Here is a 21,401-nt window from a genome sequence, read left to right as displayed (position 1 = left end):
GAGCTTTTTGTTATTTTTTCAAATGATAGGGAACCGTAGTGATAATTACATCCCTTTTATAGAGCAGGTACGCTTTTATTAATAAGCTTGATTGATTGTGAAGAATATTATGCCAGCCTTTTTTGGGAATAAATTGCGGAATAAAGACCGTAACCCTATAGTTTGCTTCACTGGCTTTATGCTGTACCGTATCAACGAATTTAGTCAGCGGCTGGATGATACTCCTGTAATGTGAATGCAAAGTTACAAGTCTAATATCCGGCTGCCATAGATTCCATTTTTCTTCAAATTTCTTTTCATCATCTCGTTCAAACGAAACATAGACGGCTATTATTTGCTCCGCACCTAGAGATTTGGCGTAATTTAATGTATTTTCTACTACATGCGTCATTCCAGCTACTGGAACAATTATGACGTTTCCTTCTATCGGAACTACTGGTTCATTAGGATCTATTCTAAGCTGCTCACCCACTGCCTCATAATGCTTTCTAATTCTGTAAAATACGAAGATAATAATGGGTAAAAATATCAAAACCGGCCATACTTGAGCGAACTTCGTTAAAAAGAACATGATGGTTACGACAAAGCAGATAACAGCTCCCATCGTATTTATAAATAACTTTGACATCCAGCCCTTTGGCTTTTGGCGAAGCCATTTTAACATCATCCCTGTCTGTGACAAGGTAAAGGGAATGAATACACCCACTGCATAAAGTGGGATTAAGTGCTCTGTTTGCCCTTTAAAAAATATGATTAAAAGTATAGATGCTAATCCTAGCGTGATAATGCCATTGGAATACCCAAGGCGGTCTCCTCTAATTTTGAACATTCTCGGGATAAACTTATCGTTTGCAAGATTTACTGCAAGTAACGGAAAAGCTGTATATCCGGTGTTGGCAGCGAGGATAAGAATTAAAGCTGTGGTTCCTTGAATAAAGAAATACATAAAGTTTCGCCCAAAAGTTTGCTCAGCAATTTGCGAAACGACCGTTACCTTTTCATTTGGCGTTATCCCATAATAATAAGCTAAAAAGACAATTCCAGTAAATAATAATGCTAATAAACCGCCCATAGCTAATAACGTTTTTGCCGCATTATTTGGGGCTGGATTTTTAAAGTTCGGAATGGCATTTGATATTGCTTCAACTCCAGTTAGTGCTGAGCTTCCTGAGGCAAATGCTCTTAATAAAAGAAAAAGTGATACCCCTGCGATAGGAGTTCCTACCGGGGTATGCAAGTTATTAGGAACCTGCCCCGACACTATGTTGAAAATCCCTACACCAATCAGGATGAATAAAGCTAGGACGAATAAATAAACTGGATATGCTAATATAGAAGCAGACTCCGTAACACCTCTTAAGTTTAGGATGGTAATTAACAGGACAAAAATTATGGCAATACCCACATTATGGTCGTGAAGAGCTGGAAAAGCTGATGTAATAGCATCTGTTCCAGCCGAAACACTTACGGCAACTGTTAAGATATAGTCAACGAGTAAGGATCCGCCAGAAATCAGCCCATAATTCATACCCAAATTTTCCTTCGATACTACATAAGCTCCACCCCCATGAGGGTATGCAAAAATAATTTGGCGATAGGATAAAATTAAAGCAATTAATAAAAGTAAAACCCCAATTGCAATTGGAATGGAGTACCAAATTGCTGCTACTCCAAGAGTTACTAATACAATCAATATTTGTTCAGGACCATATGCCACGGAAGATAATGCGTCAGAAGATAGAATTGCCAACGCTTTTGTTTTATTTAGTTTTTGTTCCCCTAATTCAGTTGACTTTAAAGGTCTTCCAATTAATAATCTTTTTACTGAAGAAACCACTGTTTCCACTCCCGTGTAAATATAAAATGTTATTCATACCTATTATCTTGCGAAAAAAACACAAAAAAATGCCTACAAGTCAAAGTTAAATAGACCTGTAGACATAATATTTTTGTCTCACAAGCTCCACCTTCCTTCTCATTAACGCTTACGAGGTTAGCTGTCGGATTCGGGCCATTGAGTAGCCCTACCTTTTTAAAGGATTCACCCCTTGGATATACTATCCATATGAATGGTTCCCCCGCACCAATTGGTCTCAGCGATTTAGAAATATGAAACTGTGATTATCATACTCCTGTGTTTAGTAAAAGTAAATTAAAATATTTTAAGAAATTTTAGATTGGAGAAATATATGTCTAAAAAGAAAAAGCCCCTATTATCAGATGAATATTTAGATGAACTAGCTAAGGAGATCAATCAACTATACGGTGTCCCTGAAGAGCAAAAAAAAGAAACCAATGAAGAAAAAGAGTAATGAATTACCCTAAACATATTCCAAAATAACAATGGTACACTTGTCCAAATTGTAAGAATCTCCCCCAATTTAAAAACAACATTGATTATTTATACATACAATAACTTATCCAGTATGAATGATTGGGGGAATAAAAATGGAAAATGTTATTCTGCTATCGAATAACACCAGCAACAAAGGGAGTTTGACATTACATCCAAAATTAGCGGAATCAATGGGAATTACTCGTACTACTAGGAGATTGGTGAGATTTGGTGCAAAAACCTATCAAACTACTGTAAACATTTCTGATCAGCTGCCTTTGAATGGGGCAAGCCTATCTCAAGACATTTTGGACATGCTGAATATACCTCAGCAATGCCATCTTGAAATCAAGCAGAATGGCAATGAATTACAAATTGGACCTTTTATTGGATTGCTAGTAGGGTATTATCAGAGTTCACTCAAGAAATACCTCAATGACCTGCTAGATTATGTCTTTCATTATCGAGAAGTTAAAGGTGCCATTCTTGTCTTTTCTCTTGAACATGTAGATAAATCAAATCATACCGTTAAAGGGTATCTATATAATCCTCAGTCAAAACAATGGGAAGAAGGAACCTTCCCCTATCCAGCCTCTATTTTTGTGATGACATCTTCTGTTAGCACGGCTTGGATTCAACATTTCCAAAAGATTTTAGGCGATGTTGTTTTTAATAATTTCTTATTCAATAGATGGAGTATCCATAAGAAATTGGCAAGTTCAATTGGGGTAAAATGCTATCTTCCTGATACCAATCTTTATGGTTCTCCTCAAGACCTTTATTACTTTTTAAAAAAGTTTCCAAATTTAATCGTCAAACCGCTAAATTGTGCTAATCGTTCCGCAATAAATATAATACTAAAGGACTCGACTACCCTCGTTATTACCAATCTAAGAAAAATGGAAAGCAAGACTTACAAGTTTTATAAGCGGGATCAGGCCTATTCCATCTTTAGTAAATACTTTAAAGAGGGGGAATTCCTGATTCAAGAATCCATCGATGTACCTGGTTATCGAACCATTACGGTCCGAATTATTACGGTTAAAGATCATTTAGGACAATGGAAGGCTATGGAATTGCTTACGAGAGGGGAGCAATCCGAAGATCATGCCGGTAAGATAAAGCCTATCGTTAAATTTGAAAAAGAAATGGTAAGAGATTTCTTGCAGCAAAGTGACTTACATGCCTCCTTAACCTATCAGGAATTAATTCATATCTCCATTGACACGCTAAAAGAAATAGAAAGTATGGGTGTACATTTTGCCAATGCAGCCGTAGATATAACTATAGGGGAATTGGGTGATATTTGGATTTTTGATCTCGACCACTGCCATCCTTCACACGAGATTGCCTTGGTAGCTGGCTATCCAGAGCTATACTATGAAATTCTAAAAACCAACATGCTTTATGCTAAAAAACTAGCAGGGTTTTAGTATTGAAAAAGAGCTATTTAAATTAGCTCTTTTTTGCTGTTTCGATAATTTCCTTTAATTCATTCGTAAAACCTTTTACTGTTTTATTTCCTAACACTGTTACTGGAACGCCTAGATAGCCATACTTTTCTACTTCTTTTTGGTATTCCTCGTTTATTGATATATCTCTAACCTCATATGGAATGCCTTCCTCAGTAAGTACTTTTTTTACCATTACGCATTCAATGCAGTCGTTTGTAGTATAGACGATTACTCCTGTTTCCATTGGTTCCTCTCCCTCCAAATGTTGCTACTCTTCATTAAAAAATATATGTTCTGCCGTTATTTTATCACTTAAACTGATTACCCCAAAGGAAAACAGCTTTTGTCTTCTTTTGTCAGTCGGAGAACCTGGGTTAAAAATTAATAGATCCCCTTCATACCTAATGACAGGTATATGAGAATGCCCAAAAATAATACAATCTACTTCTTCACCTTTAAATGTTTCAATTGCACGTTGTTCTGTGGTTTTACCCTTACCGTGACCATGGGTAATACCTATTTTATACCCGCGGATTTCCACAATTTTTTTATAAGGTAACATTGCCTTGATTTCTTGATCATCCACATTTCCATAGACGCCTTCTACTCTTCCATAAGATTGAAGTTCTTTATAAACATCAAGCGTTTGCCAATCACCTGCATGTAAAATCAAATCAGTATCCTTCAATTCCTCTATTAATCTAGGTGGCAAACCTTTTTTTCTTTTAGGTAAATGAGTATCTGAAATTACGACAATTTTCATCCTTATTCCTCTCTACTTTCCAAAATCGTATTATTCGGTTAGACACTATGCATGAATATCCTATTCAAGCACCTTCCATACGACAGCAATAATTGACAATAAAACTCAGGAAATGTCTGTTCTTGCGCTTTCCCAAGAAATACAAATAAATTTCCCAATTTCCAAAAAAAGAAAACGCTTACACGCGAGAAAATATTGTCATCACGTTATATTGAGGCATATTCATGGACGACAAAATATTTAGCTTAATAAATCAATACACTGGCAGTTTTTTCGATTTGGATAGGACAGCATAACCCATTGATATTATTGGCAGCGCTTTGATAGGAAGTATAGTTGTTTTATGGATAAACTTTTCATCAAATTTTTTGGGAAACCTTTATTACCCGAATTATCCTTACTTACAATTGTTACCTTTCTTAAATAACTTCAATTTCCTACTTATTTTTCTTAATATGTAATTGGACAAAATTAATTAACAAATGGTTTAACTTTCCCGCTGCTTTTGTAGGTAGTTGATGTTTTTCCTTATCAATGAACTTTAAATCACTGCCTGGCAATTTTTCTTTTAAGAGATTCGCATACCGATGAAATGATTTGTCTTTCTTACCATAGACCAATAATACGGGTAGTGTAATATTTTCTAACTGTTCCGTACAATTATATTCCAAACTACATTGTAAATATTGATTAATATTTTTAACGTCACCTTTTTCGGCTGCCCGGTACAATGTTTTTAATGTCTCTATTGAATCAGCATTTCCAATAGAAATCGCTTTAGCTAGGATAGAAAAAGTAGATGACTTTGCGAGTTTGACTGCTAAAGAAATCCTTTGTCGATTATAAAAATCACTTGCTTCCGACATTCCACTGACTAAGATACCTCCCAATGCTCTGTCTAGGTAGGTAAGCATAAACTCTAACGCCACAGAGGCACCGGTTGAATAACCACAAAGAATTGCTTTTTCTATTTCTAAATGATCTAATAGATGAGCTATATCCTCAGCAATTAAGTGATAAGTAATTGGCTTAGGAGAATACTCGCTACTTCCATGTCCTCTTATATCAAACGAGATAACTTTAAAATACTGAGAAAGTTCTTCTATTTGATATCTGAAATTTTCACTAGTAAGTAAAGGAGGATGGATAAAAACGATGGGATTTCCATTTCCTTTAACATTATAATATAGGCTGACACCTTTCACATCCAGCATTGGCATTATCTGTTCACCTCAATATTCATTTTAATAAGTACATTTCAGGATAAAAGAGGTTTGCAGAACCACTTTATGGACTATAAAAGCCTGTTTTTATTATTATACCTTCATTTGTTAGTTAGAATCCTTAGCCAATTAAAAGGTAGTTCATCATCCATCAACTTCCAAAAGAAAAAAACTGTTCTATTATAAACGGAACAGTTTTTTCTTTGGACCTGTTAATCTATTTTGTTTATTTTTGTTAAATCCACTTACTTTCCGCGGGCCCGCACGACGGCCTCTTCGGTTGTTCTTCACTAAGGGTCTCACTTGGCTTAATCAATTAAAGGAACAAGAAAGCAATTGGCGTTACTAAAATTAATGTTAATACTGTCCGTTCAAACCAAATTATGATTAACTGTGGAATACTTATCGGTATTTCAGTTGAAAGGATACTAGGAATAGATGCCGAAAAGAATAGAATGGATGAAATGGCAACTGTTGCAATAATAAACTTTGTTATTAAAGGAGCTTCGACTACGAGTAGCGCAGGCAGGAACATCTCAGCAATTCCAACTGCAGAAGCTTTTGCTGCAAGGAAAGGTTCTGGAATTTGTAAAGCCCAAGTAAATGGATAAAAAATATAGCCTACTATATCAAATACAGGTGTATATTCAGCCAAAACTAAACCAATAAGTCCGACAGATAAAATGGACGGTAGAATACTCATGGTCATAATAAACCCATCTTTTAGGTTTTCCCATAAATTCTTCCCAAGACTTAAGGAATTGTTTGCCCCTTCCATTGCATGTTTCCATGCATGCTGCAAAAACTTTTCCTTAATCACTACTTCTGGGTCTGCTTTATCCGAAATATACACATCGCTCATTTTATTTAGTGGCCAAATTCTTGCGGTAAGTGCGGTAACTAAATATGTTATCACTAATGAGACCCAAAAATACAAACCCCATAGATGCATAATACCGAGAGTTTTCGCTACCACAATCATAAATGTTGCAGAAACGGTCGAAAACCCCGTTGCGATAATGGCCGCTTCTTTTGCCGTGTATTTTCCTTCTTTATAAAGGCGGTTGGTCATTAATAAACCAAGAGAGTAACCACCTACTAAATCAGCTACCAAATCTACAGCTGAACGTCCAGGGGTTTTCCATATCGGTCTCATGATCGGCTGCATTAGTATCCCGATAAATTCTAGTAAGCCGTATCCAATAAGGAGCCCCAAAAATAAAGAACCTATTGGAACAACTAGACCTACAGATACAACTAACTTTTCAAAAAGGAATGGGCCCATATTTGGAGCCATCAACCATGCAGGTCCTACCTTAAAAAATAAAAGAATGGCAACAAAAAATCCTAGTACTTTTAAGATAGAAAAGACCATCGTGACCTTGTCCTTATTCCATGTTTTTGAAATAAAAGGATAAACAGCCCCTAATAAAATAACTATGAAAGCATAAACAGAGACGAAAGAAGGGAAACTTTGTTTAATCCACGTTACCATATGATCAATAGGAATTGAAGAAACATTATTTAAGGTAATAGGAATAAAAAACATAAAACTTCCTATTAAACTATAAATCACAAATTTCAGAATATTTCTAGTAGAATAAATTTGTTTAGCATTTGGTTCTACCTTTACCTTAAGATTTGGTGCACCCATACCCATCCCCCTAGTATAATTTACCTTCCTAATTTCAATCAATTTGTCCACCTGAGGTGGACAAATTGATTGAAATGTCTTTTTGTGGTGCCTGTCACCACAACTATCTATTCGCTATCATCCGCTATCTACTTGCTAGCACTTTGTCGAAGCATGACTCCCGTTAGGAAAGTTAGGAATACGTGTGTTCCGAGTTTGACTGTTGGTTGGACTTGTGTGTCTTTTTGTGGGTCTAAGCAGACGATGTCCATTGCTTTTACTTTTGGATGACGACCTGCTGCTAGTACCCCTTCTAGCAGTTCTTCCGTTGTCATGCCCCCCGGCGTTGATGCCGGTACCCCTGGAGCATAGGCAATGTCTAACACATCCATATCTACAGTTAAATAAATGGTATCCACCTTCGAAGATAACTCCTCTAAGCATTGCAGAACAGTCGCTTCTATCCCCTTTTTCCGAGCTGCTCGAAGTGTAAAATAGTTGACTCCTTTATCATCTGCATACTGTTTTAAATCCTTCGTATTAAAAAAACCATGCAGACCTATGTTGTACATATTACTGCCTTCCACCACTCCGCTCTCAATTAAATTGCGCATGGGTGTCCCATTGGAAGGTCCATTATCTGACATGTCTCGCAAATCAAAATGGGTATCAATTTGCAAAATACCAATTTTTTCATCAGGATTCTTCAAATGCATTCCTTTGACCATCATGGCTGTGATGGAATGATCACCGCCAATGGCACATATCTTTGAATGTTGAAAATGATGATGTAGTGCCCCCGATGCTGTGATGATGTTCGTATGACATTTCGAGATATCCGTCACATGCATGGGCACGTCCCCTACATCGAGTACGGTCATCTCAGATAAATCTATTTCTTCATCAAGATTATAGGTAGTAAAACTCCTCCATGAACGTCGGAAGGCTTCAGGAAATTCTGACGCTCCTGAAGCACTAATCGATGAACGAGATAAAGGAACACCGAGGATCACCACCTCGGCGTTCTTGCTCTCTTCAGGATCAGTTAAAGCAGTAATCGGCTGAATCCATTCATGAACCTTAGAACCTTTGCCGCTCTCAGGCCTCACCCACGTAAAGATTGGTGGATTAATAATTGGATAGAGAAAGCTCTTCAAGTAAATGACCTCCCCTGACAACTATCTTCCCAGACTTCACGACTGTATGTGTATGATTCACTCCGTAAGAGTATTGAAGCTTCATAAAATTATCCACATTAAAAATCGTAATGTCTGCCTTTTTCCCAACCTCTAAACTACCAATTTCCCGACCTCGATTGATTGCATGTGCAGCATTGATTGTTGCAGCGGTAATAACCTCAGCTGGCGTCATTCCCATTTTTAAACAACCTAGATTCATAATAAATGGCAAGGACACAGTTGGAGATGAACCAGGGTTACAGTCGGTAGACAACGCAACCGGCACACCCAAATCAATCATTTTTCTGCCATTTGCTGACTCGGCCATTAAAAAGTAAGCTGTCCCTGGTAGTAACACGCCAACCACACCTTTTTCAGCCATCGCTTTCATTCCTTTTTCAGACGCTCTTAATAAATGGTCTGCAGAAATCGCCCCAACTTCGGCCGCTAGTTCAGCCCCTTCATATGGCTCAATTTCATCGGCATGTATTTTCGGAATCAGTCCATAACGCTTTCCTGCTTCTAGAATCCGTTTTGATTGCTCAGGGGTAAAAACACCATGCTCACAAAATACGTCATTGTATTCTGCCAATCCTAGCTCAGCGACCTTTGGTATCATTTCTTCTATTAATAATTCCACAAAATCATCAGGATTCTCTTTATACTCTTGTGGTACAGCGTGAGCGCCCATAAAGGTAGGAACGACATCGATGACATGCTTTTCATTGAGCAATTTTGCGACTTCAAGCTGTTTAAGCTCCGTTTCCCACTCCATCCCATAACCGCTTTTCGCTTCAACCGTTGTCACACCGTGACGTAGGAATTGATTTAAGCGTTCATAGCTTTCTTCAAAAAGCTCTTCATGAGAGGCTGATTTAGTTCTTCTAGATGTTGCGTGAATCCCACCGCCGCTATTCATGATTTCCATGTAGGTGGCTCCTTGCAGCCTCATATTAAACTCATTTTCCCTGCTTCCAGCAAAAACAAGATGGGTATGAGGGTCAACTAGTCCTGGTGTTACAAGCTTTCCACTTGCATCCACAATCTCCGCTTCATCAAGACGGTCTCCATATTTTTCAAAAAGCACCTCATCTGTTCCTACAGCATTAATGACTCCGTTCTCAATCCAAACACTTCCATTTTCAATCACACTTAGCTTTGACATCTCTTCCTTTACACGGGGAGCCTGTGAACCCCCCTGTAATGTTACGAGCTGAGAAGCATTTCTTATAAAAATTGGTTTACCCAACCATATCACCTCTTATTCTTGATTCAGCATTGGCATTTTGATGCCTTTTTCCTTTGCTGTCTTAATCGCAAGTTCATAGCCTGCATCGGCATGACGCACAACGCCCATACCAGGATCTGTCGTTAATACCCGCTGCAAACGGGCTTCTGCATCCTTTGTACCATCCGCTACAATTACCATTCCGGAATGCTGAGAATAACCCATTCCTACTCCGCCGCCATGGTGAAGGGAAACCCAGCTCGCACCGCCGACTGCATTGATCATGGCATTGAGAATTGGCCAGTCAGAAACGGCGTCACTGCCATCCTTCATTCCTTCTGTTTCACGGTTAGGAGATGCAACAGAGCCTGCATCTAAGTGGTCACGACCAATAACAATCGGCGCAGATACTTCACCGGATGCAACCAGGTCATTAATGATTTTTCCTAAGCGGGCACGATCCCCATATCCAAGCCAGCAGATACGAGCCGGAAGCCCTTGGAAGCTGATTTTTTCCTGTGCCATTCTTACCCATTTACAAAGGTGCTCATCATCCTTAAACTCACGAATCAGCACTTCATCAATTTTACGAATATCCTCAGGATCCCCCGATAATGCCGCCCAGCGGAAAGGTCCTTTTCCTTCACAGAATAATGGACGGATATAGGCTGGCACGAATCCTGGAAAATCAAATGCATTTTCTACACCCTCGTCCTTTGCCACCTGACGAATGTTATTACCATAGTCAAAGGTGATAGCGCCTTTTTCCTGCATATTCAGCATAGCTTTTACATGAATGGCCATGCTTTGCTTTGATAGTTTTACATATTTTGCAGGGTCATTTTTTCTAAGAGCCCTTGCTCCCTCTAAACTATAACCAACTGGAACATAACCATTTAACGGATCATGAGCAGACGTTTGGTCTGTTAGCACATCCGGGTTAAACCCTTTTTCAATCATAATCGGCAGCAGCTCAGCAGCGTTTCCGATTAAGCCAATCGAAAGTGCCTTTCCAGTTTTCTTTGCCTCGATTGCAAGATTAGTAGCCTCTACTAAATCGCTCGTTTTTACGTCAAGGTAAGCGGTTTCAATTCTACGATCTACTCTTGTTTCATCGACATCAATCGCAAGACATACCCCACCATTCATGGTTACCGCTAATGGCTGTGCTCCACCCATTCCGCCAAGTCCTGCTGTTAATGTAATCGTATGTTTTAGTGATCCGCTGAATTCTTGTCGTGCAAGTTCCGCGAACGTTTCGTAGGTTCCTTGGACAATTCCTTGCGTTCCAATATAAATCCAGCTGCCCGCTGTCATTTGTCCGTACATCATTAACCCTTTTTTATCTAACTCATGGAAATGCTCCCAGTTTGCCCAGGCAGGAACTATATTGGAGTTAGCTAGTAATACACGCGGTGCATCTTTATGTGATTTGAAAACAGCCACGGGTTTACCTGATTGAATTAACAGAGTTTCATCACTTTCTAATTCAAGTAGAGATTTGACAATTGCATCGTAGGATTCCCAATTGCGTGCTGCCTTCCCTATTCCACCGTAAACCACTAGATCCTCTGGTCGCTCTGCTACTTCTTGGTCAAGATTGTTCATTAACATTCTTAGTGCAGCCTCTTGAATCCAGCCTTTGGCATGTAATTCTGTCCCTTTATAATTCTTAATTACCCTTGATTTCGATGTACTAGCTTCCATACTATTCACTCCTCTATGTCCTTTATCTCTCCTTTATTATAAAAATAAAATCTTCTGAAAAATACAAATCAATCATTAGAAAATTAGCACTATTTATCTGTATAACTCGTTTATTTTTAGCCCATAACTATATTATTTTTAGAAAAGTATATTTTTATTAGAAAAAATTAGACTCAGTATTTTCTGAGTCTTATCGCTTTTTATTCATCCGAAATTCTCTCGGTGACACTCCGACAATTTCTTTAAATATTCTGCTAAAGTAATTGGGATTATGAAAACCAATCAATAGTGCAATTTCCTTTATTGGTTTACTGGTTTCAAGCAGGTACCGTTTCGCTTCTTTCATTCTTATGCCTGAAAGTATGTCCGTAAAGCCTCGTCCTGTCTTTGAGATCAGCAAATGACTGAAATATGATGGATTTCGGTCGACATACTTTGCCACATCCTCTAGCTTTAGATCCCTGTTAGCGAAATGGGACTCAATAAAGGCGATACCTCGCTCAATGAGGTCTTGCTTGAACATCTGGGGATTGGAGCCTGCTACTAAAAATAATTTTTGAACAAATAAGATTAAATTTTGTACAGACCGATAAAGCACACTATCATACAAAATGGAATGGAAGATATAGCGGTACTCTTTTTCGTAGTTTTGCTGTTCATCTAAATCATTGGTCTTCATAAATCGTCTTATTTGCGCTAGAATACTCGTCAGTCTGATTCTTACCAATCCGGGATCTGGATAAGGATCTTCTAATTGGAGAAATTCATCGTAAAGCCATCTTTTTATACCTTCTATATCATGATTTGATAGCATGTCCACCCAAACTCTTTGTTCAGGGGGAGCCAAAAAAGGGTCGATATGTATCCATTCGGGAGTATACTTAAATTCCACAATTTGCCGATATCCGCGATAATAGGTAAATTCCAGCATTTTTTGCGTTTCAAGAAATTTTTCATTGAGACTTTCTTGTGGTGACTTATTGTTACGTACTACTATAGCAAGAGTATCAGAGAATTCCTCTTCCCACTTTCTCATTGCCTTTTGACACTGTTCTTTGCTATTCTTGCAAGCTTCTTTAAATAAAAGAACAACCTTATCGTGTAAAGGGAATACCCCATGAATTTCTCTAAAAGGATAATCTGTTAAAAAGGAATACAGAACAGCAAGTTTGTTTGTATTTTCAATTTTAAACGCAGCCATTTTATAGTCCTCAGAAACTGAGCCTTCAGAAATAAAAAGAGCTTCATACGATAAGTCATTATTAAAATGTAAATGAGGAGAAGCTTTAGTATCCTGTTTCTTATCAAGTACTTTTGTTGCTTTTTGATATGCAGACTTCACCTTTGTGGCAGAAAACGGTTTAATTAATAGTTCTAGGGCTTGAAGGTCAATCGCTAAGCGAGCCTTTTCAAAGGTAGCCTCTGCACTTGTTACCAGCAAAATAGGTTGATAGATTTGCACTAATTCTTTTAAACTAGACCAATTATCACTTCTAACCATATCCAGTTCTAATAAAATGATATCTGGTGACTCCTTCTCAAAAGTAACGATAAAGTCTTGATAATTGGAGGCTAATAGAATCGTGGACACAGGTATGGAAGATGATTTTAACAGCCATTTTAAGCCCTCTCGCTCATTTAGATCACGGTCTGCAATCAGCCATTTTCCTTCCATTAAAATCGCTCCCATCCAAAAATAGTGCTGATAATATAATAAAAGTATACATCTTATGTGATAATCCACAACTATTTTCCGTTTAAATATCTTATACACAAAATGAAATAATTTTAATCGAATTCAAAGGTTCATTATGAGCATAATAATTTTTGTGACTATTGAAGAGAGGGGAAATTCAAGGGATGAAATGGCACAAAAATCTTCTTAAAATTATTCAGGACCGTCAAGGAAAAAAACTTGCATTAATCGTGGATACCTCAACAAATGAAACAAAAATTGACCTCATCGCAAATATTGTAACTTTTTTCAAAGAGCTAACTCCTGAAACCATACTCGTTCAAGCGGATTTTAAATTACGGACTGTAGAGCCAATCACAGAGGGCAGTGAAATAAAGTATTACACGCACGGAAAAGCTTCCTATACTTTGGCACTGGAATGGGCAGAAGAGGAGAAAATAGAGACGGTTTTCTATATTTCTGATTTAACTGGCTTTCTACCAGAAGACATGCAAGTTCCCTATGAAGTATATTGGCTAGTGCCAACCGAATTTGTTCCTAAAGCACCATTTGGAAAGGTTATGAAAATCGTGTAAAATCATCAGCAAAAAGAGGAGTATACCTCCTCTTTAATTATTATGATGAGCTTTCATCCAAATGAGGCGGGGATGGATCCTGAAAAGAAGAAGACGAGCTTTCTTCTTTTGGAATGGCAATAGATTGCTCCCTCATTGGGAGCGGGAGTTTATCTTTTTCAACAAGCTGTTCTAAACGATTAATTCTTTCTAGTAATTGGGCACGCTCTTTTTCCGCCATTATCCCTTTTGAAGAATAATATGGATCTTTTTCCCACCAATCCATTCCAATTTCTCTTGCTTTATCTACCGAGGCAACTAGGAGCCTTATTTTTATCGTTAATAAATCGACATCGGCTAATGAGATTTTGATATCACCTGCAATGACGACTCCCTTATCTAATATTTTTTCTAACACCTCAAGTAAATTCGACGATTGGGGAGTGTGATGAATGGGCATACCAATCCCCTCCTTATATCAGTTTTATAACAAGTTTCCTAATGGACCCAAATCGATATTGAGGTCTTTATTCTCTAAGCCAAAAATCTGCTTTAATTCATCCATTTTTTCTTCTAACCTCATTAATGTTAAACCTAATTCCTCTATTTGTTCTTCGGTCAGCGAATCACTTTCCACTCTTCGCATTGCCTGTCTCTCCATGAGCTGGCGAAGCAGCTCGACAATCGTCAGGACTAATTTTGCTAATCCTTGTTCTACTTGGTTAGAATCTAGGGGTAATCGTTCCAATGTGATCAGCCTCCTCAACCATTTTTCTGTTACTTGGTCCATATGCACTTTCAATCGATGAAATGAGCAGCTTAAGATCCACTACAATTAGATCGATATTGGCAATCGAAATTAAAATTTCACCACTTACAACTACACCTGTATCAATGATTCCATCTAGGAGATCTAGTAGTGTCATTTCTTTATTTTCAAAAGGATGATACTGCTCCATTTTACGATTCCTTTTCTTTCTTTGAAAAATGATAAGGCGGCCAAGGTCCAGTTACTTGAAAGGTACAGCCTGTAATTTGATACCTTCGTTCTATTTCTTGTATTTCCTTTAAAAAGAGTTCGACTTTGCTTTTTTCAATCAGGAAGTCGCAGTTTATAATCATTTCATCGTTTCGTTCAGACATCTCTTTTCCCCAATTCTTCCTGAGCTTTGATTCACTAAAATAGGGTTCTAGCACCTTTATCATTTCATGCCACCACTGTATATGTTCCTTCTCTAATTCAGAAGTGATCAGCTGATTGAGCTTCTTTTTCATAATAAATTGTTTTCCTTTAGGCATAGCTGCTAAGCTTTCTCTTAACTGTGTTACCGCTGGGTTGTGGTTTACTACATAGGTGAATGACTTTTCTGAATCGCAATAAATTTTAAGGTTCCATTCTTGTTTATTTTTAAACGTACTGAGCTTTCCTAGAATCTCCTCGTACTTTTCATTAAGTAAATGTTTTAAAGTATTTTCATTTTGAAAAATAGTACAAAATGACATGGGCAGGATGGTGTACTGGTCATGGAGGACAGAAATGCACTCATGATGATGAAATGCTTTCTGTTTTAACCATTCTGCATCTTTTAATTGAATATCAATCTCTTGCTGGGAATATGTTAGGGAATTAACAGGGGTAATGACTGCAGCTAGTTCTTTAAAAGTGATAATTGAGGTTTCCTTTTGATCAATCCCTATCAAGGATGGAACATCTTTCTCTTGAAGTTCCTCAACAGGAATTATTCCGTACAAATAAAGTAATTCCAATACAATCGATGTATGGGCCATAGGTACCTCCTCCTTAAAGAAAACTTACTCCTCGTTTCTTTCTCTTTCTTTGGCTATTTTATATCTATACAGCAATTCCTCTTCTTGTTCCGCATAGGTTTGTTCGTCTATCTCTTCCATATCGAACATCATATGCAATTCGATAAGCTGTTGTTGTATATAAGTGAGATTGTAAAGTTCTTGATCTGCTTCTTCTTGAATTTTCTCCCCTAGCTTAAGCAACGCAGTGATGGGTAATGTAAAAAATTTAAATATCATAGATTTCCTTCAATCCTTAATCGGATATTCACAAAGTTGTAGGCGGGCCATGGACCAGAATACTTAAACTCTGCTTTATCCTTCCAACTTTCATACAATCCATTTACCTTGTTGTCGAAGGTGGCTTCATTCGATTTATCTATGAGAAAGGCTGCATTCATAATAGTTTTTCCGGGAATCGTATTATTCAGCTTTCCTGCTTCTGCCAGATCCAATAGTGATTCGTAAATTTCTGCAGCGGCTTCATTCTCGAGATGTTGAATAAAATTTTGTGCCTGTTCACCGATTGCGATTTGTTCATAAAAGGAAGCGGGGTCATTGTGGTCTTTATTTTTTAATTTCCACTCATTTAAGAGTGGATTGTTCTTCATCTCTTGTTCAATCCATTCCTTCTTGGGGATAACCTTTAAGCCTACCTCTATCTTGTTTTCTAATTGTGAAAATAGTTTTTCAAATTCCTCGTTTAAATGTTCCATTATTAGGAGGACATCGTTTTTTGAGTGAAATACATTTCCAAAGCTCATCGGTATAATGCTATATTGTTTCATTACTTCCGCGATTTTTTGCTGGTGGGCCATTAGATTATTCCTGTTCGGTAAAACTTCTCCCGTTACCTTGGCAGCAACCATTGCAGCATTTTTGTAGTGGATCGTAAATACTCCACTTTTCTTGCCATTTAACTGAACGCTTCCAAATTTCTTCGGATTATTTTCTGGTATCGCACAAAAAATGTACACTCCACTTTGTGTACTCATCTTTTTTCTTCCTTTCTCGAAATCTCCTTTAGTATAATATCCTGTATTAATGCTCTAGGCTCATTAGGGAGGATTTGTTGCATTGGTCTGCTTAATACATCTAGACATAGCGTGTGGTATTCGGGAACCACCGGATCAATTGGAATGTTTGTTTTTTTAGCAATTGTTGCAATCATAATGGATGCACGTAGGCTGGGACAAAATCCTCTGCCATATGCTCTTAGATTGGTAACAAGTCTGACTATTTCTTGTGCTTCCAGGACGCTTAAACCGTTTTTTTGTTTCAGTATTTCTATTTCTGTTTCCCGATCACAGGAATCTAAACGAATCGTAATCAATCGATCTAAGAGTGCATCCTGGGTATGAAAGGTTCCCGCATACTCATCTGGATTACTTGTAAAAATGATTGAAAAATCAGGATGACATTTAATAAATGATTTCTTTCCATGACCATAAACAGGTAACACTCTTTCCTCCAATAGGGATAAAAATATATTATTCGTTTCTGGGCGAGAACGTGAAAACTCATCATAAATTACCACATGTCCATTTTTCACTGCGTCAATGAGCTGCCCTTCGATCCACAAAGGTTTGACTTCTTGCTCTCTTTTATAAACAGTGTGAATATAGTTATCAACCATTTCTTTCCTCGTTACTCCATAGTAATGACCTAATAAATCTTTATTGGACAATTCATGATGACCTCGAATTACGGATACCTTCTTGTTGATCTTTTTAGCAATAAACAGTGCTAAACTGGTTTTACCGACCCCAGTTGGTCCTACAAAATGAACGGGAAACCCTGATTGCAAATATTGCAGGGCTCTGGCAATAATGTCTTCGAAAAAGGGAGTATTTACAAACCCGATAGTCCTGTCATCCTTTCCTGACTGGTCCAAAATCCTTCCTCCTTAAATTGTTATTTATAAAAGAAGGAGCCAAGGTATAGTCAGACCCCGGCTCCAGCATTTTATTTAAACCCTACTTAGGATTCTTCCGCAAAAGGATGATGATGGTGATGGTCGTCCTTAAGCAGCCCAACCGCTTTTGCATATCTTAACCATGTATCAACACTAGCGATAACAATACGGGCATCAATTGTGAGAAGTTCAATTCCTACTAATGAAACCCGTGCCCATAGGTCAATAACTACGCCTTTATCTAAAATACGATCAATTACCTCTGCTAAGCTTGAAGAATCAACACTCTTTTGAATTGCAGCCATCCTTATTCCCCTCCTTCCATTCACTGCATACAAGGGAATTAGTTTACATTATTCTTACTTTCCTTGCTGGTTACGAACTGAACCCTTTTATAGCAGATTCGTTTTGCCCGTTTAAAAACGGTTTTATGTTACTATATGAAATAAATCGTATATTGAAATGGACAGGTGCTGTGTTGAGCCATATTAAAAAGAGACTTCATAAATGAAATCTCTTCTACTGGGGTGTTCCTATTCGATTGTTTTAGCTTTTAACGATTTTTGATGGATTATTGACTTTATACAAAACTGCACTCTCCACGATAAATTCCTCGTCAACATCCTTACCTTTTGCCAGTTTCTTTTTCGCTACTTTCCCATCAAATTCAAGCTGATCTCCCGGGGCTAATTCGAACTTTTTCAGTGTTTTGCTATGGCTGCACCATGCAAGACCAATCTCAATGGGCGGCTCTTGGATGATTGTCACATTTTCAAGGACGACAACTTCATCATTTTCTTCATTAAATGGATTATATGTAAGTGCAAATTGTTTCACAGCCGCCGTAAAATGAACCTTATCGACAGGAAGTTCGATCTGTGGTTCTTTCTCTTTTTTCGGTTTCGCAGCCTTTGCTTTTTTAGGTTCAGGTTTTGCAGCCTGTTTTTCTTCCTTCGTTTCATTAACAGGTGATTGTTCCGGTGCACTGAAGTCATTATCCTCCACCTGCAGCATACTCTCCCTGCCGAAACTTGATGATTGCATTTCTTTTAGAAACGCAGGATGAATACAGCTCAAATTCCCATCCTGAAACTCGATGACAAGCGTGTTATACTCTTCTGATTTCCCATAGGTTTCATAGCCTTTAATCGTTACCACACGTTGATAATTCCGCTCCTTAAATAAAAACTCCCGCTTCGCTTCCTTCGCTGACGACAGCCCCCATTCCTTCAACTTCTCTCGGTAATGCTCCTCATCCCGAAACTCCTCAAAGTCCCCCTTTGGAGGAACATAACGAGTCAAACCACTCCGCTCTAACTGCTCATGCTCAATAACCATATGTAATCACCGTATTTCTTCTTTATTTGATTTGCTCACATTTTTATTGTAGCAAAGATTTCGTTGGAATAAAAAAACTTTAGGCATGATTTTTGCTTTAATGCTTTACTGCAAAGATCATGCCTTTTTTTATTTAAGTCTGTTTTCGTAAGGTGACTGTTAAAATCCTAAAGCCGATTTTAACGTGGAAATAGTTATTTTGCGCTTTAGAATTTAGTTTGTAGCTCTTTTCTTATTAAATTTATTCTATTTTCCTGCAGAAAACTTAGTACAATCATTAAATTTTGTTCCAAAGAACAACAGAGTAAAAGAAAAGAGCCTTATATAATGATAGCTGGTTTTCCTATTGGATAGTACTCTACCGAACGACAGTCCCGGATTGTTTCTTCAGGAAAACAGTTTCTGCCATCAAAGATAATTGGTTCTTTCATTTTCGTCAGCATTTCTGCTACATCTATACTTTTTATCTCGTTCCATTCTGTCACAATCAAAACCGCATCTGCTTCATCAACTGCTTCGGCTATGGAACCAGCATATTTAATACTGTCCCCAATGATTTTCCGCGCATTTTCTGTTGCCACAGGGTCGTAAGCGACCACTTCTGCACCGTATTTTGTCAGCGCAGCGGAAAGTGGGATGGAGGGTGCTTCTCTCATATCATCTGTTTCCGGTTTGAAGGCTAGTCCAAGCATAGCTATTTTTTTCCCTTTTAATCCCCCAAACCGCTTTAATGCCTTCAACACTAACAATTCACGCTGGTAATCATTGATCGCAATGGTTTCTTTTAATAATGGGAATTTCACCCCGTTAGCCCCTGCGGTATGCAGCAACGCTTTGACATCCTTTGGAAAACAGGAACCGCCATATCCGATACCAGCATTTAGAAACGCCTCTCCGATCCTCTTATCCTTCCCCATCCCGCGGGCAACATCTTGTACATCGGCACCAACCGCTTCGCATAAATTAGCAATTTCATTGATATAACTAATCTTCGTTGCTAAAAACGCATTTGAAGCATATTTGATCATTTCTGCACTTTTCGTACTTGTCACTATGACTGGGACATGTAATGGTCGATACATCTCATGAATTTTTCTAGCAGCCTCTTCATTTTCAGAACCGATAATGATTCGGTCAGCCTTCATTGTATCCTCAATCGCAGATCCTTGTCTGAGAAATTCTGGATTCGAAACCATTTTCACCTTAAAACCACAGTGATCCTCAATCATTTTTTTAATAAGGTCATTGGTTCCTACCGGCACCGTACTTTTAATCACGATGATTGTATCTTGATTAATAAAGATAGAAATATCTTTTGCAGCTTGTACCAAAAAAGAAAGGTCCGCTGCACCATCTTCACCTTGTGGCGTTCCAACCGCAACAATGATAATTTCTGTCTGAGTTAGTGCTTCAGTTTGGGAGGTTGTAAATCGTAATCTGCCTGCTTCCATATTGGCAGTTAGGAATTCCTTAAGTCCTGGTTCATAGATTGGGGAAATACCATTACGTAATTGATTAATCTTTTGTTCATTTATATCAAGGCATGTGACCTGGTGCCCGATTTGGGATAAGCAAACACCGGTTGACAGTCCTACATAGCCTGTACCTAAAACAGCAATCTTCATATCAATCAGTCTCTCTTTTACTAATTTGGAGATTTTCATTTTTATAAACTTCCTGTAAATAATCTAAAACAGCTGCCCTGATATCTTCTCGACTCAAAGCGAAATCGATCGTTGCCTTAATAAAACCAATTTTATCGCCAATATCATAGCGGTTGCCCACAAAGTTATAGGCAAAAACAGCCTGTTCTTTATTTAGTTCGTTGATAGCGTCGGTGAGCTGTAATTCTCCCCCTCGTCCCACTGGAATTCTTTCTAAAATCTCAAATACCTTAGGTGTCAAAACATAGCGGCCCATAATTGCATATCTTGAAGGTGCTTCCTCAATGGTGGGTTTCTCGATAAGTGAATCAATATGGAAAAGGTCCGATTCTATCATCGTCCCCTTGGGTTTAATAATTCCGTATTTACTTACGTCCTTTTCTGATACTGTTTGAACGGCTACAACCGAACTATTATAATATTCGAACACATCGATCACCTGCTTTAAGCAAGGCGTTTCCGACATCACAATATCATCCCCAAGTAAAACCGCAAATGGTTCATCGCCAATGACGCTTTTTGCACAAAGAATGGCATGTCCAAGTCCTAGCGGTTCTTTTTGACGGACATAAACAATATTTACTAAGTTTGAAATCGTTTGGACTTCCGCTAACATCTCAAGCTTGCTTTTTTTATAGAGAGTATCTTCAAGCTCATACGACTTATCAAAGTGGTCCTCAATCGACCTTTTCCCTCTACCGATGATGATAATGATTTCTTCAATCCCAGAAGCAACTGCTTCTTCGACAATATATTGAATGGTCGGTTTATCCACAATCGGCAGCATTTCTTTTGGCTGTGCTTTCGTAGCTGGCAAAAATCTAGTTCCGAGGCCAGCTGCTGGTATAATGGCCTTACGGATTCTCATATGCTTCCTCCTTTCTTTTTCTCCTTATACTTTTATATG

At 38.0% G+C, this 21,401-nt stretch carries 23 protein-coding genes and 1 riboswitch; of the genes, 3 read left to right on the top strand and 20 right to left on the bottom strand.

Annotated elements, in window-relative coordinates:
• Positions 1-10 precede the first annotated feature (10 nt).
• The gene (locus tag AC2TFD_RS11870) at positions 11-1,837 is read right to left on the bottom strand and encodes an APC family permease (protein ID WP_335567732.1); all 1,827 of its coding nucleotides are present in this window, start codon (positions 1,835-1,837) and stop codon (positions 11-13) included.
• 130 nt (positions 1,838-1,967) lie between these two features.
• Positions 1,968-2,109: riboswitch (cyclic di-AMP (ydaO/yuaA leader) on the bottom strand.
• Between the two features lie 80 nt (positions 2,110-2,189).
• Here AC2TFD_RS11870 and AC2TFD_RS11865 point away from each other — a divergent pair.
• Both AC2TFD_RS11865 and AC2TFD_RS11860 read left to right on the top strand, forming a co-directional pair.
• A complete protein-coding gene (locus AC2TFD_RS11865; RefSeq protein ID WP_335519797.1) occupies positions 2,190-2,312 on the top strand; it encodes a bacitracin ABC transporter ATP-binding protein in 123 nt (40 codons plus the stop codon).
• A 136-nt stretch (positions 2,313-2,448) separates the two neighbouring features.
• The gene (locus tag AC2TFD_RS11860; RefSeq protein WP_484675699.1) at positions 2,449-3,768 is read left to right on the top strand and encodes a YheC/YheD family protein; all 1,320 of its coding nucleotides are present in this window, start codon (positions 2,449-2,451) and stop codon (positions 3,766-3,768) included.
• Positions 3,769-3,790: 22 nt separating this feature from the next.
• Here AC2TFD_RS11860 and AC2TFD_RS11855 read toward each other — a convergent pair whose 3' ends face one another.
• The 8 genes from AC2TFD_RS11855 to AC2TFD_RS11820 form a co-directional block, all read right to left on the bottom strand.
• Positions 3,791-4,033 (bottom strand): glutaredoxin family protein, encoded by a 243-nt coding sequence (locus AC2TFD_RS11855; RefSeq protein ID WP_484675698.1) that lies wholly within the window; start codon positions 4,031-4,033, stop codon positions 3,791-3,793.
• Positions 4,034-4,057: 24 nt separating this feature from the next.
• On the bottom strand, positions 4,058-4,552 hold the full coding sequence (locus AC2TFD_RS11850; protein ID WP_484675697.1) for a metallophosphoesterase family protein: 495 nt from the start codon (positions 4,550-4,552) through the stop codon (positions 4,058-4,060).
• Positions 4,553-4,989: 437 nt separating this feature from the next.
• Positions 4,990-5,772, bottom strand: a complete 783-nt coding sequence (locus tag AC2TFD_RS11845; RefSeq protein ID WP_484675696.1) for an alpha/beta fold hydrolase — start codon at positions 5,770-5,772, stop codon at positions 4,990-4,992.
• Positions 5,773-6,091: 319 nt separating this feature from the next.
• On the bottom strand, positions 6,092-7,429 hold the full coding sequence (locus AC2TFD_RS11840) for a YjiH family protein (RefSeq protein WP_484675695.1): 1,338 nt from the start codon (positions 7,427-7,429) through the stop codon (positions 6,092-6,094).
• 128 nt (positions 7,430-7,557) lie between these two features.
• Positions 7,558-8,565 (bottom strand): agmatinase family protein, encoded by a 1,008-nt coding sequence (locus tag AC2TFD_RS11835; protein ID WP_484675694.1) that lies wholly within the window; start codon positions 8,563-8,565, stop codon positions 7,558-7,560.
• Positions 8,537-9,835 carry an imidazolonepropionase gene (gene hutI / locus AC2TFD_RS11830; RefSeq protein ID WP_484675693.1) on the bottom strand — a complete coding sequence of 433 codons (1,299 nt, stop codon included), beginning with the start codon at positions 9,833-9,835 and terminating at the stop codon, positions 8,537-8,539. Before hutI ends, AC2TFD_RS11835 begins: the two co-directional genes overlap by 29 nt.
• 12 nt (positions 9,836-9,847) lie before the next feature.
• Positions 9,848-11,521: a urocanate hydratase gene (gene hutU / locus AC2TFD_RS11825; RefSeq protein WP_484675692.1), complete on the bottom strand. Its 1,674-nt coding sequence runs from the start codon at positions 11,519-11,521 to the stop codon at positions 9,848-9,850.
• A gap of 190 nt (positions 11,522-11,711) precedes the next feature.
• On the bottom strand, positions 11,712-13,196 hold the full coding sequence (locus AC2TFD_RS11820; RefSeq protein WP_335567739.1) for a helix-turn-helix domain-containing protein: 1,485 nt from the start codon (positions 13,194-13,196) through the stop codon (positions 11,712-11,714).
• A gap of 185 nt (positions 13,197-13,381) precedes the next feature.
• Here AC2TFD_RS11820 and AC2TFD_RS11815 point away from each other — a divergent pair, with 185 nt between their 5' ends.
• Positions 13,382-13,792: a VWA-like domain-containing protein gene (locus tag AC2TFD_RS11815; protein WP_335516317.1), complete on the top strand. Its 411-nt coding sequence runs from the start codon at positions 13,382-13,384 to the stop codon at positions 13,790-13,792.
• 40 nt (positions 13,793-13,832) lie between these two features.
• Here AC2TFD_RS11815 and AC2TFD_RS11810 read toward each other — a convergent pair whose 3' ends face one another.
• The 11 genes from AC2TFD_RS11810 to galU all read right to left on the bottom strand — a co-directional run bounded on the left by AC2TFD_RS11810 (position 13,833) and on the right by galU (position 21,362).
• Entirely contained in the window at positions 13,833-14,231 is a 399-nt protein-coding gene (locus AC2TFD_RS11810) for a gas vesicle protein (RefSeq protein WP_420489169.1), read from the bottom strand.
• 24 nt (positions 14,232-14,255) lie between these two features.
• Positions 14,256-14,519 carry a gas vesicle protein K gene (locus AC2TFD_RS11805; protein WP_335567740.1) on the bottom strand — a complete coding sequence of 88 codons (264 nt, stop codon included), beginning with the start codon at positions 14,517-14,519 and terminating at the stop codon, positions 14,256-14,258.
• Entirely contained in the window at positions 14,494-14,730 is a 237-nt protein-coding gene (locus AC2TFD_RS11800) for a gas vesicle protein (RefSeq protein ID WP_335567741.1), read from the bottom strand. Before AC2TFD_RS11800 ends, AC2TFD_RS11805 begins: the two co-directional genes overlap by 26 nt.
• A 1-nt stretch (position 14,731) precedes the next feature.
• Positions 14,732-15,559, bottom strand: coding sequence for a GvpL/GvpF family gas vesicle protein (locus AC2TFD_RS11795; protein WP_335567742.1), 828 nt, complete (start codon positions 15,557-15,559; stop codon positions 14,732-14,734).
• 24 nt (positions 15,560-15,583) lie between these two features.
• Entirely contained in the window at positions 15,584-15,817 is a 234-nt protein-coding gene (locus AC2TFD_RS11790) for a gas vesicle protein GvpG (RefSeq protein WP_335567743.1), read from the bottom strand.
• Entirely contained in the window at positions 15,814-16,572 is a 759-nt protein-coding gene (locus AC2TFD_RS11785; RefSeq protein ID WP_335567744.1) for a GvpL/GvpF family gas vesicle protein, read from the bottom strand. The genes AC2TFD_RS11790 and AC2TFD_RS11785 overlap by 4 nt, the downstream gene beginning before the upstream one ends.
• Positions 16,569-17,471 carry a gas vesicle protein GvpN gene (gvpN, locus tag AC2TFD_RS11780; protein ID WP_335567745.1) on the bottom strand — a complete coding sequence of 301 codons (903 nt, stop codon included), beginning with the start codon at positions 17,469-17,471 and terminating at the stop codon, positions 16,569-16,571. The genes AC2TFD_RS11785 and gvpN overlap by 4 nt, the downstream gene beginning before the upstream one ends.
• 86 nt (positions 17,472-17,557) lie before the next feature.
• Positions 17,558-17,797, bottom strand: a complete 240-nt coding sequence (gvpJ, locus tag AC2TFD_RS11775; protein WP_335520460.1) for a gas vesicle protein GvpJ — start codon at positions 17,795-17,797, stop codon at positions 17,558-17,560.
• Between the two features lie 241 nt (positions 17,798-18,038).
• Positions 18,039-18,830, bottom strand: a complete 792-nt coding sequence (locus AC2TFD_RS11770; RefSeq protein ID WP_484675691.1) for a hypothetical protein — start codon at positions 18,828-18,830, stop codon at positions 18,039-18,041.
• A 320-nt stretch (positions 18,831-19,150) separates the two neighbouring features.
• A complete protein-coding gene (locus AC2TFD_RS11765; RefSeq protein ID WP_420489170.1) occupies positions 19,151-20,494 on the bottom strand; it encodes a UDP-glucose dehydrogenase family protein in 1,344 nt (447 codons plus the stop codon).
• Entirely contained in the window at positions 20,457-21,362 is a 906-nt protein-coding gene (galU, locus tag AC2TFD_RS11760; protein WP_335509089.1) for a UTP--glucose-1-phosphate uridylyltransferase GalU, read from the bottom strand. Before galU ends, AC2TFD_RS11765 begins: the two co-directional genes overlap by 38 nt.
• Between the last annotated feature and the right edge of the window lie 39 nt (positions 21,363-21,401).

Source organism: Neobacillus sp. plas4 (assembly GCF_057221695.1).
Note: the sequence above shows the minus strand (reverse complement) of the source record. Positions and strands in the feature narration are given on the sequence as shown.

Bases quoted from the DNA above. Each gene is read 5' to 3' on its own strand.
- AC2TFD_RS11865 (WP_335519797.1), top strand. From the start codon at position 2,190: ATGTCTAAAAAGAAAAAGCCCCTATTATCAGATGAATATTTAGATGAA.
- AC2TFD_RS11860 (WP_484675699.1), top strand. From the start codon at position 2,449: ATGGAAAATGTTATTCTGCTATCGAATAACACCAGCAACAAAGGGAGT.
- AC2TFD_RS11855 (WP_484675698.1), bottom strand. From the start codon at position 4,033: ATGGAAACAGGAGTAATCGTCTATACTACAAACGACTGCATTGAATGC.
- AC2TFD_RS11850 (WP_484675697.1), bottom strand. From the start codon at position 4,552: ATGAAAATTGTCGTAATTTCAGATACTCATTTACCTAAAAGAAAAAAA.
- AC2TFD_RS11845 (WP_484675696.1), bottom strand. From the start codon at position 5,772: ATGCCAATGCTGGATGTGAAAGGTGTCAGCCTATATTATAATGTTAAA.
- AC2TFD_RS11840 (WP_484675695.1), bottom strand. From the start codon at position 7,429: ATGGGTGCACCAAATCTTAAGGTAAAGGTAGAACCAAATGCTAAACAA.
- hutU (WP_484675692.1), bottom strand. From the start codon at position 11,521: ATGGAAGCTAGTACATCGAAATCAAGGGTAATTAAGAATTATAAAGGG.
- AC2TFD_RS11820 (WP_335567739.1), bottom strand. From the start codon at position 13,196: ATGGAAGGAAAATGGCTGATTGCAGACCGTGATCTAAATGAGCGAGAG.
- AC2TFD_RS11815 (WP_335516317.1), top strand. From the start codon at position 13,382: ATGAAATGGCACAAAAATCTTCTTAAAATTATTCAGGACCGTCAAGGA.
- AC2TFD_RS11810 (WP_420489169.1), bottom strand. From the start codon at position 14,231: ATGCCCATTCATCACACTCCCCAATCGTCGAATTTACTTGAGGTGTTA.
- AC2TFD_RS11800 (WP_335567741.1), bottom strand. From the start codon at position 14,730: ATGGAGCAGTATCATCCTTTTGAAAATAAAGAAATGACACTACTAGAT.
- AC2TFD_RS11795 (WP_335567742.1), bottom strand. From the start codon at position 15,559: ATGGCCCATACATCGATTGTATTGGAATTACTTTATTTGTACGGAATA.
- AC2TFD_RS11790 (WP_335567743.1), bottom strand. From the start codon at position 15,817: ATGATATTTAAATTTTTTACATTACCCATCACTGCGTTGCTTAAGCTA.
- AC2TFD_RS11785 (WP_335567744.1), bottom strand. From the start codon at position 16,572: ATGAGTACACAAAGTGGAGTGTACATTTTTTGTGCGATACCAGAAAAT.
- gvpJ (WP_335520460.1), bottom strand. From the start codon at position 17,797: ATGGCTGCAATTCAAAAGAGTGTTGATTCTTCAAGCTTAGCAGAGGTA.
- AC2TFD_RS11770 (WP_484675691.1), bottom strand. From the start codon at position 18,830: ATGGTTATTGAGCATGAGCAGTTAGAGCGGAGTGGTTTGACTCGTTAT.
- AC2TFD_RS11765 (WP_420489170.1), bottom strand. From the start codon at position 20,494: ATGAAAATCTCCAAATTAGTAAAAGAGAGACTGATTGATATGAAGATT.
- galU (WP_335509089.1), bottom strand. From the start codon at position 21,362: ATGAGAATCCGTAAGGCCATTATACCAGCAGCTGGCCTCGGAACTAGA.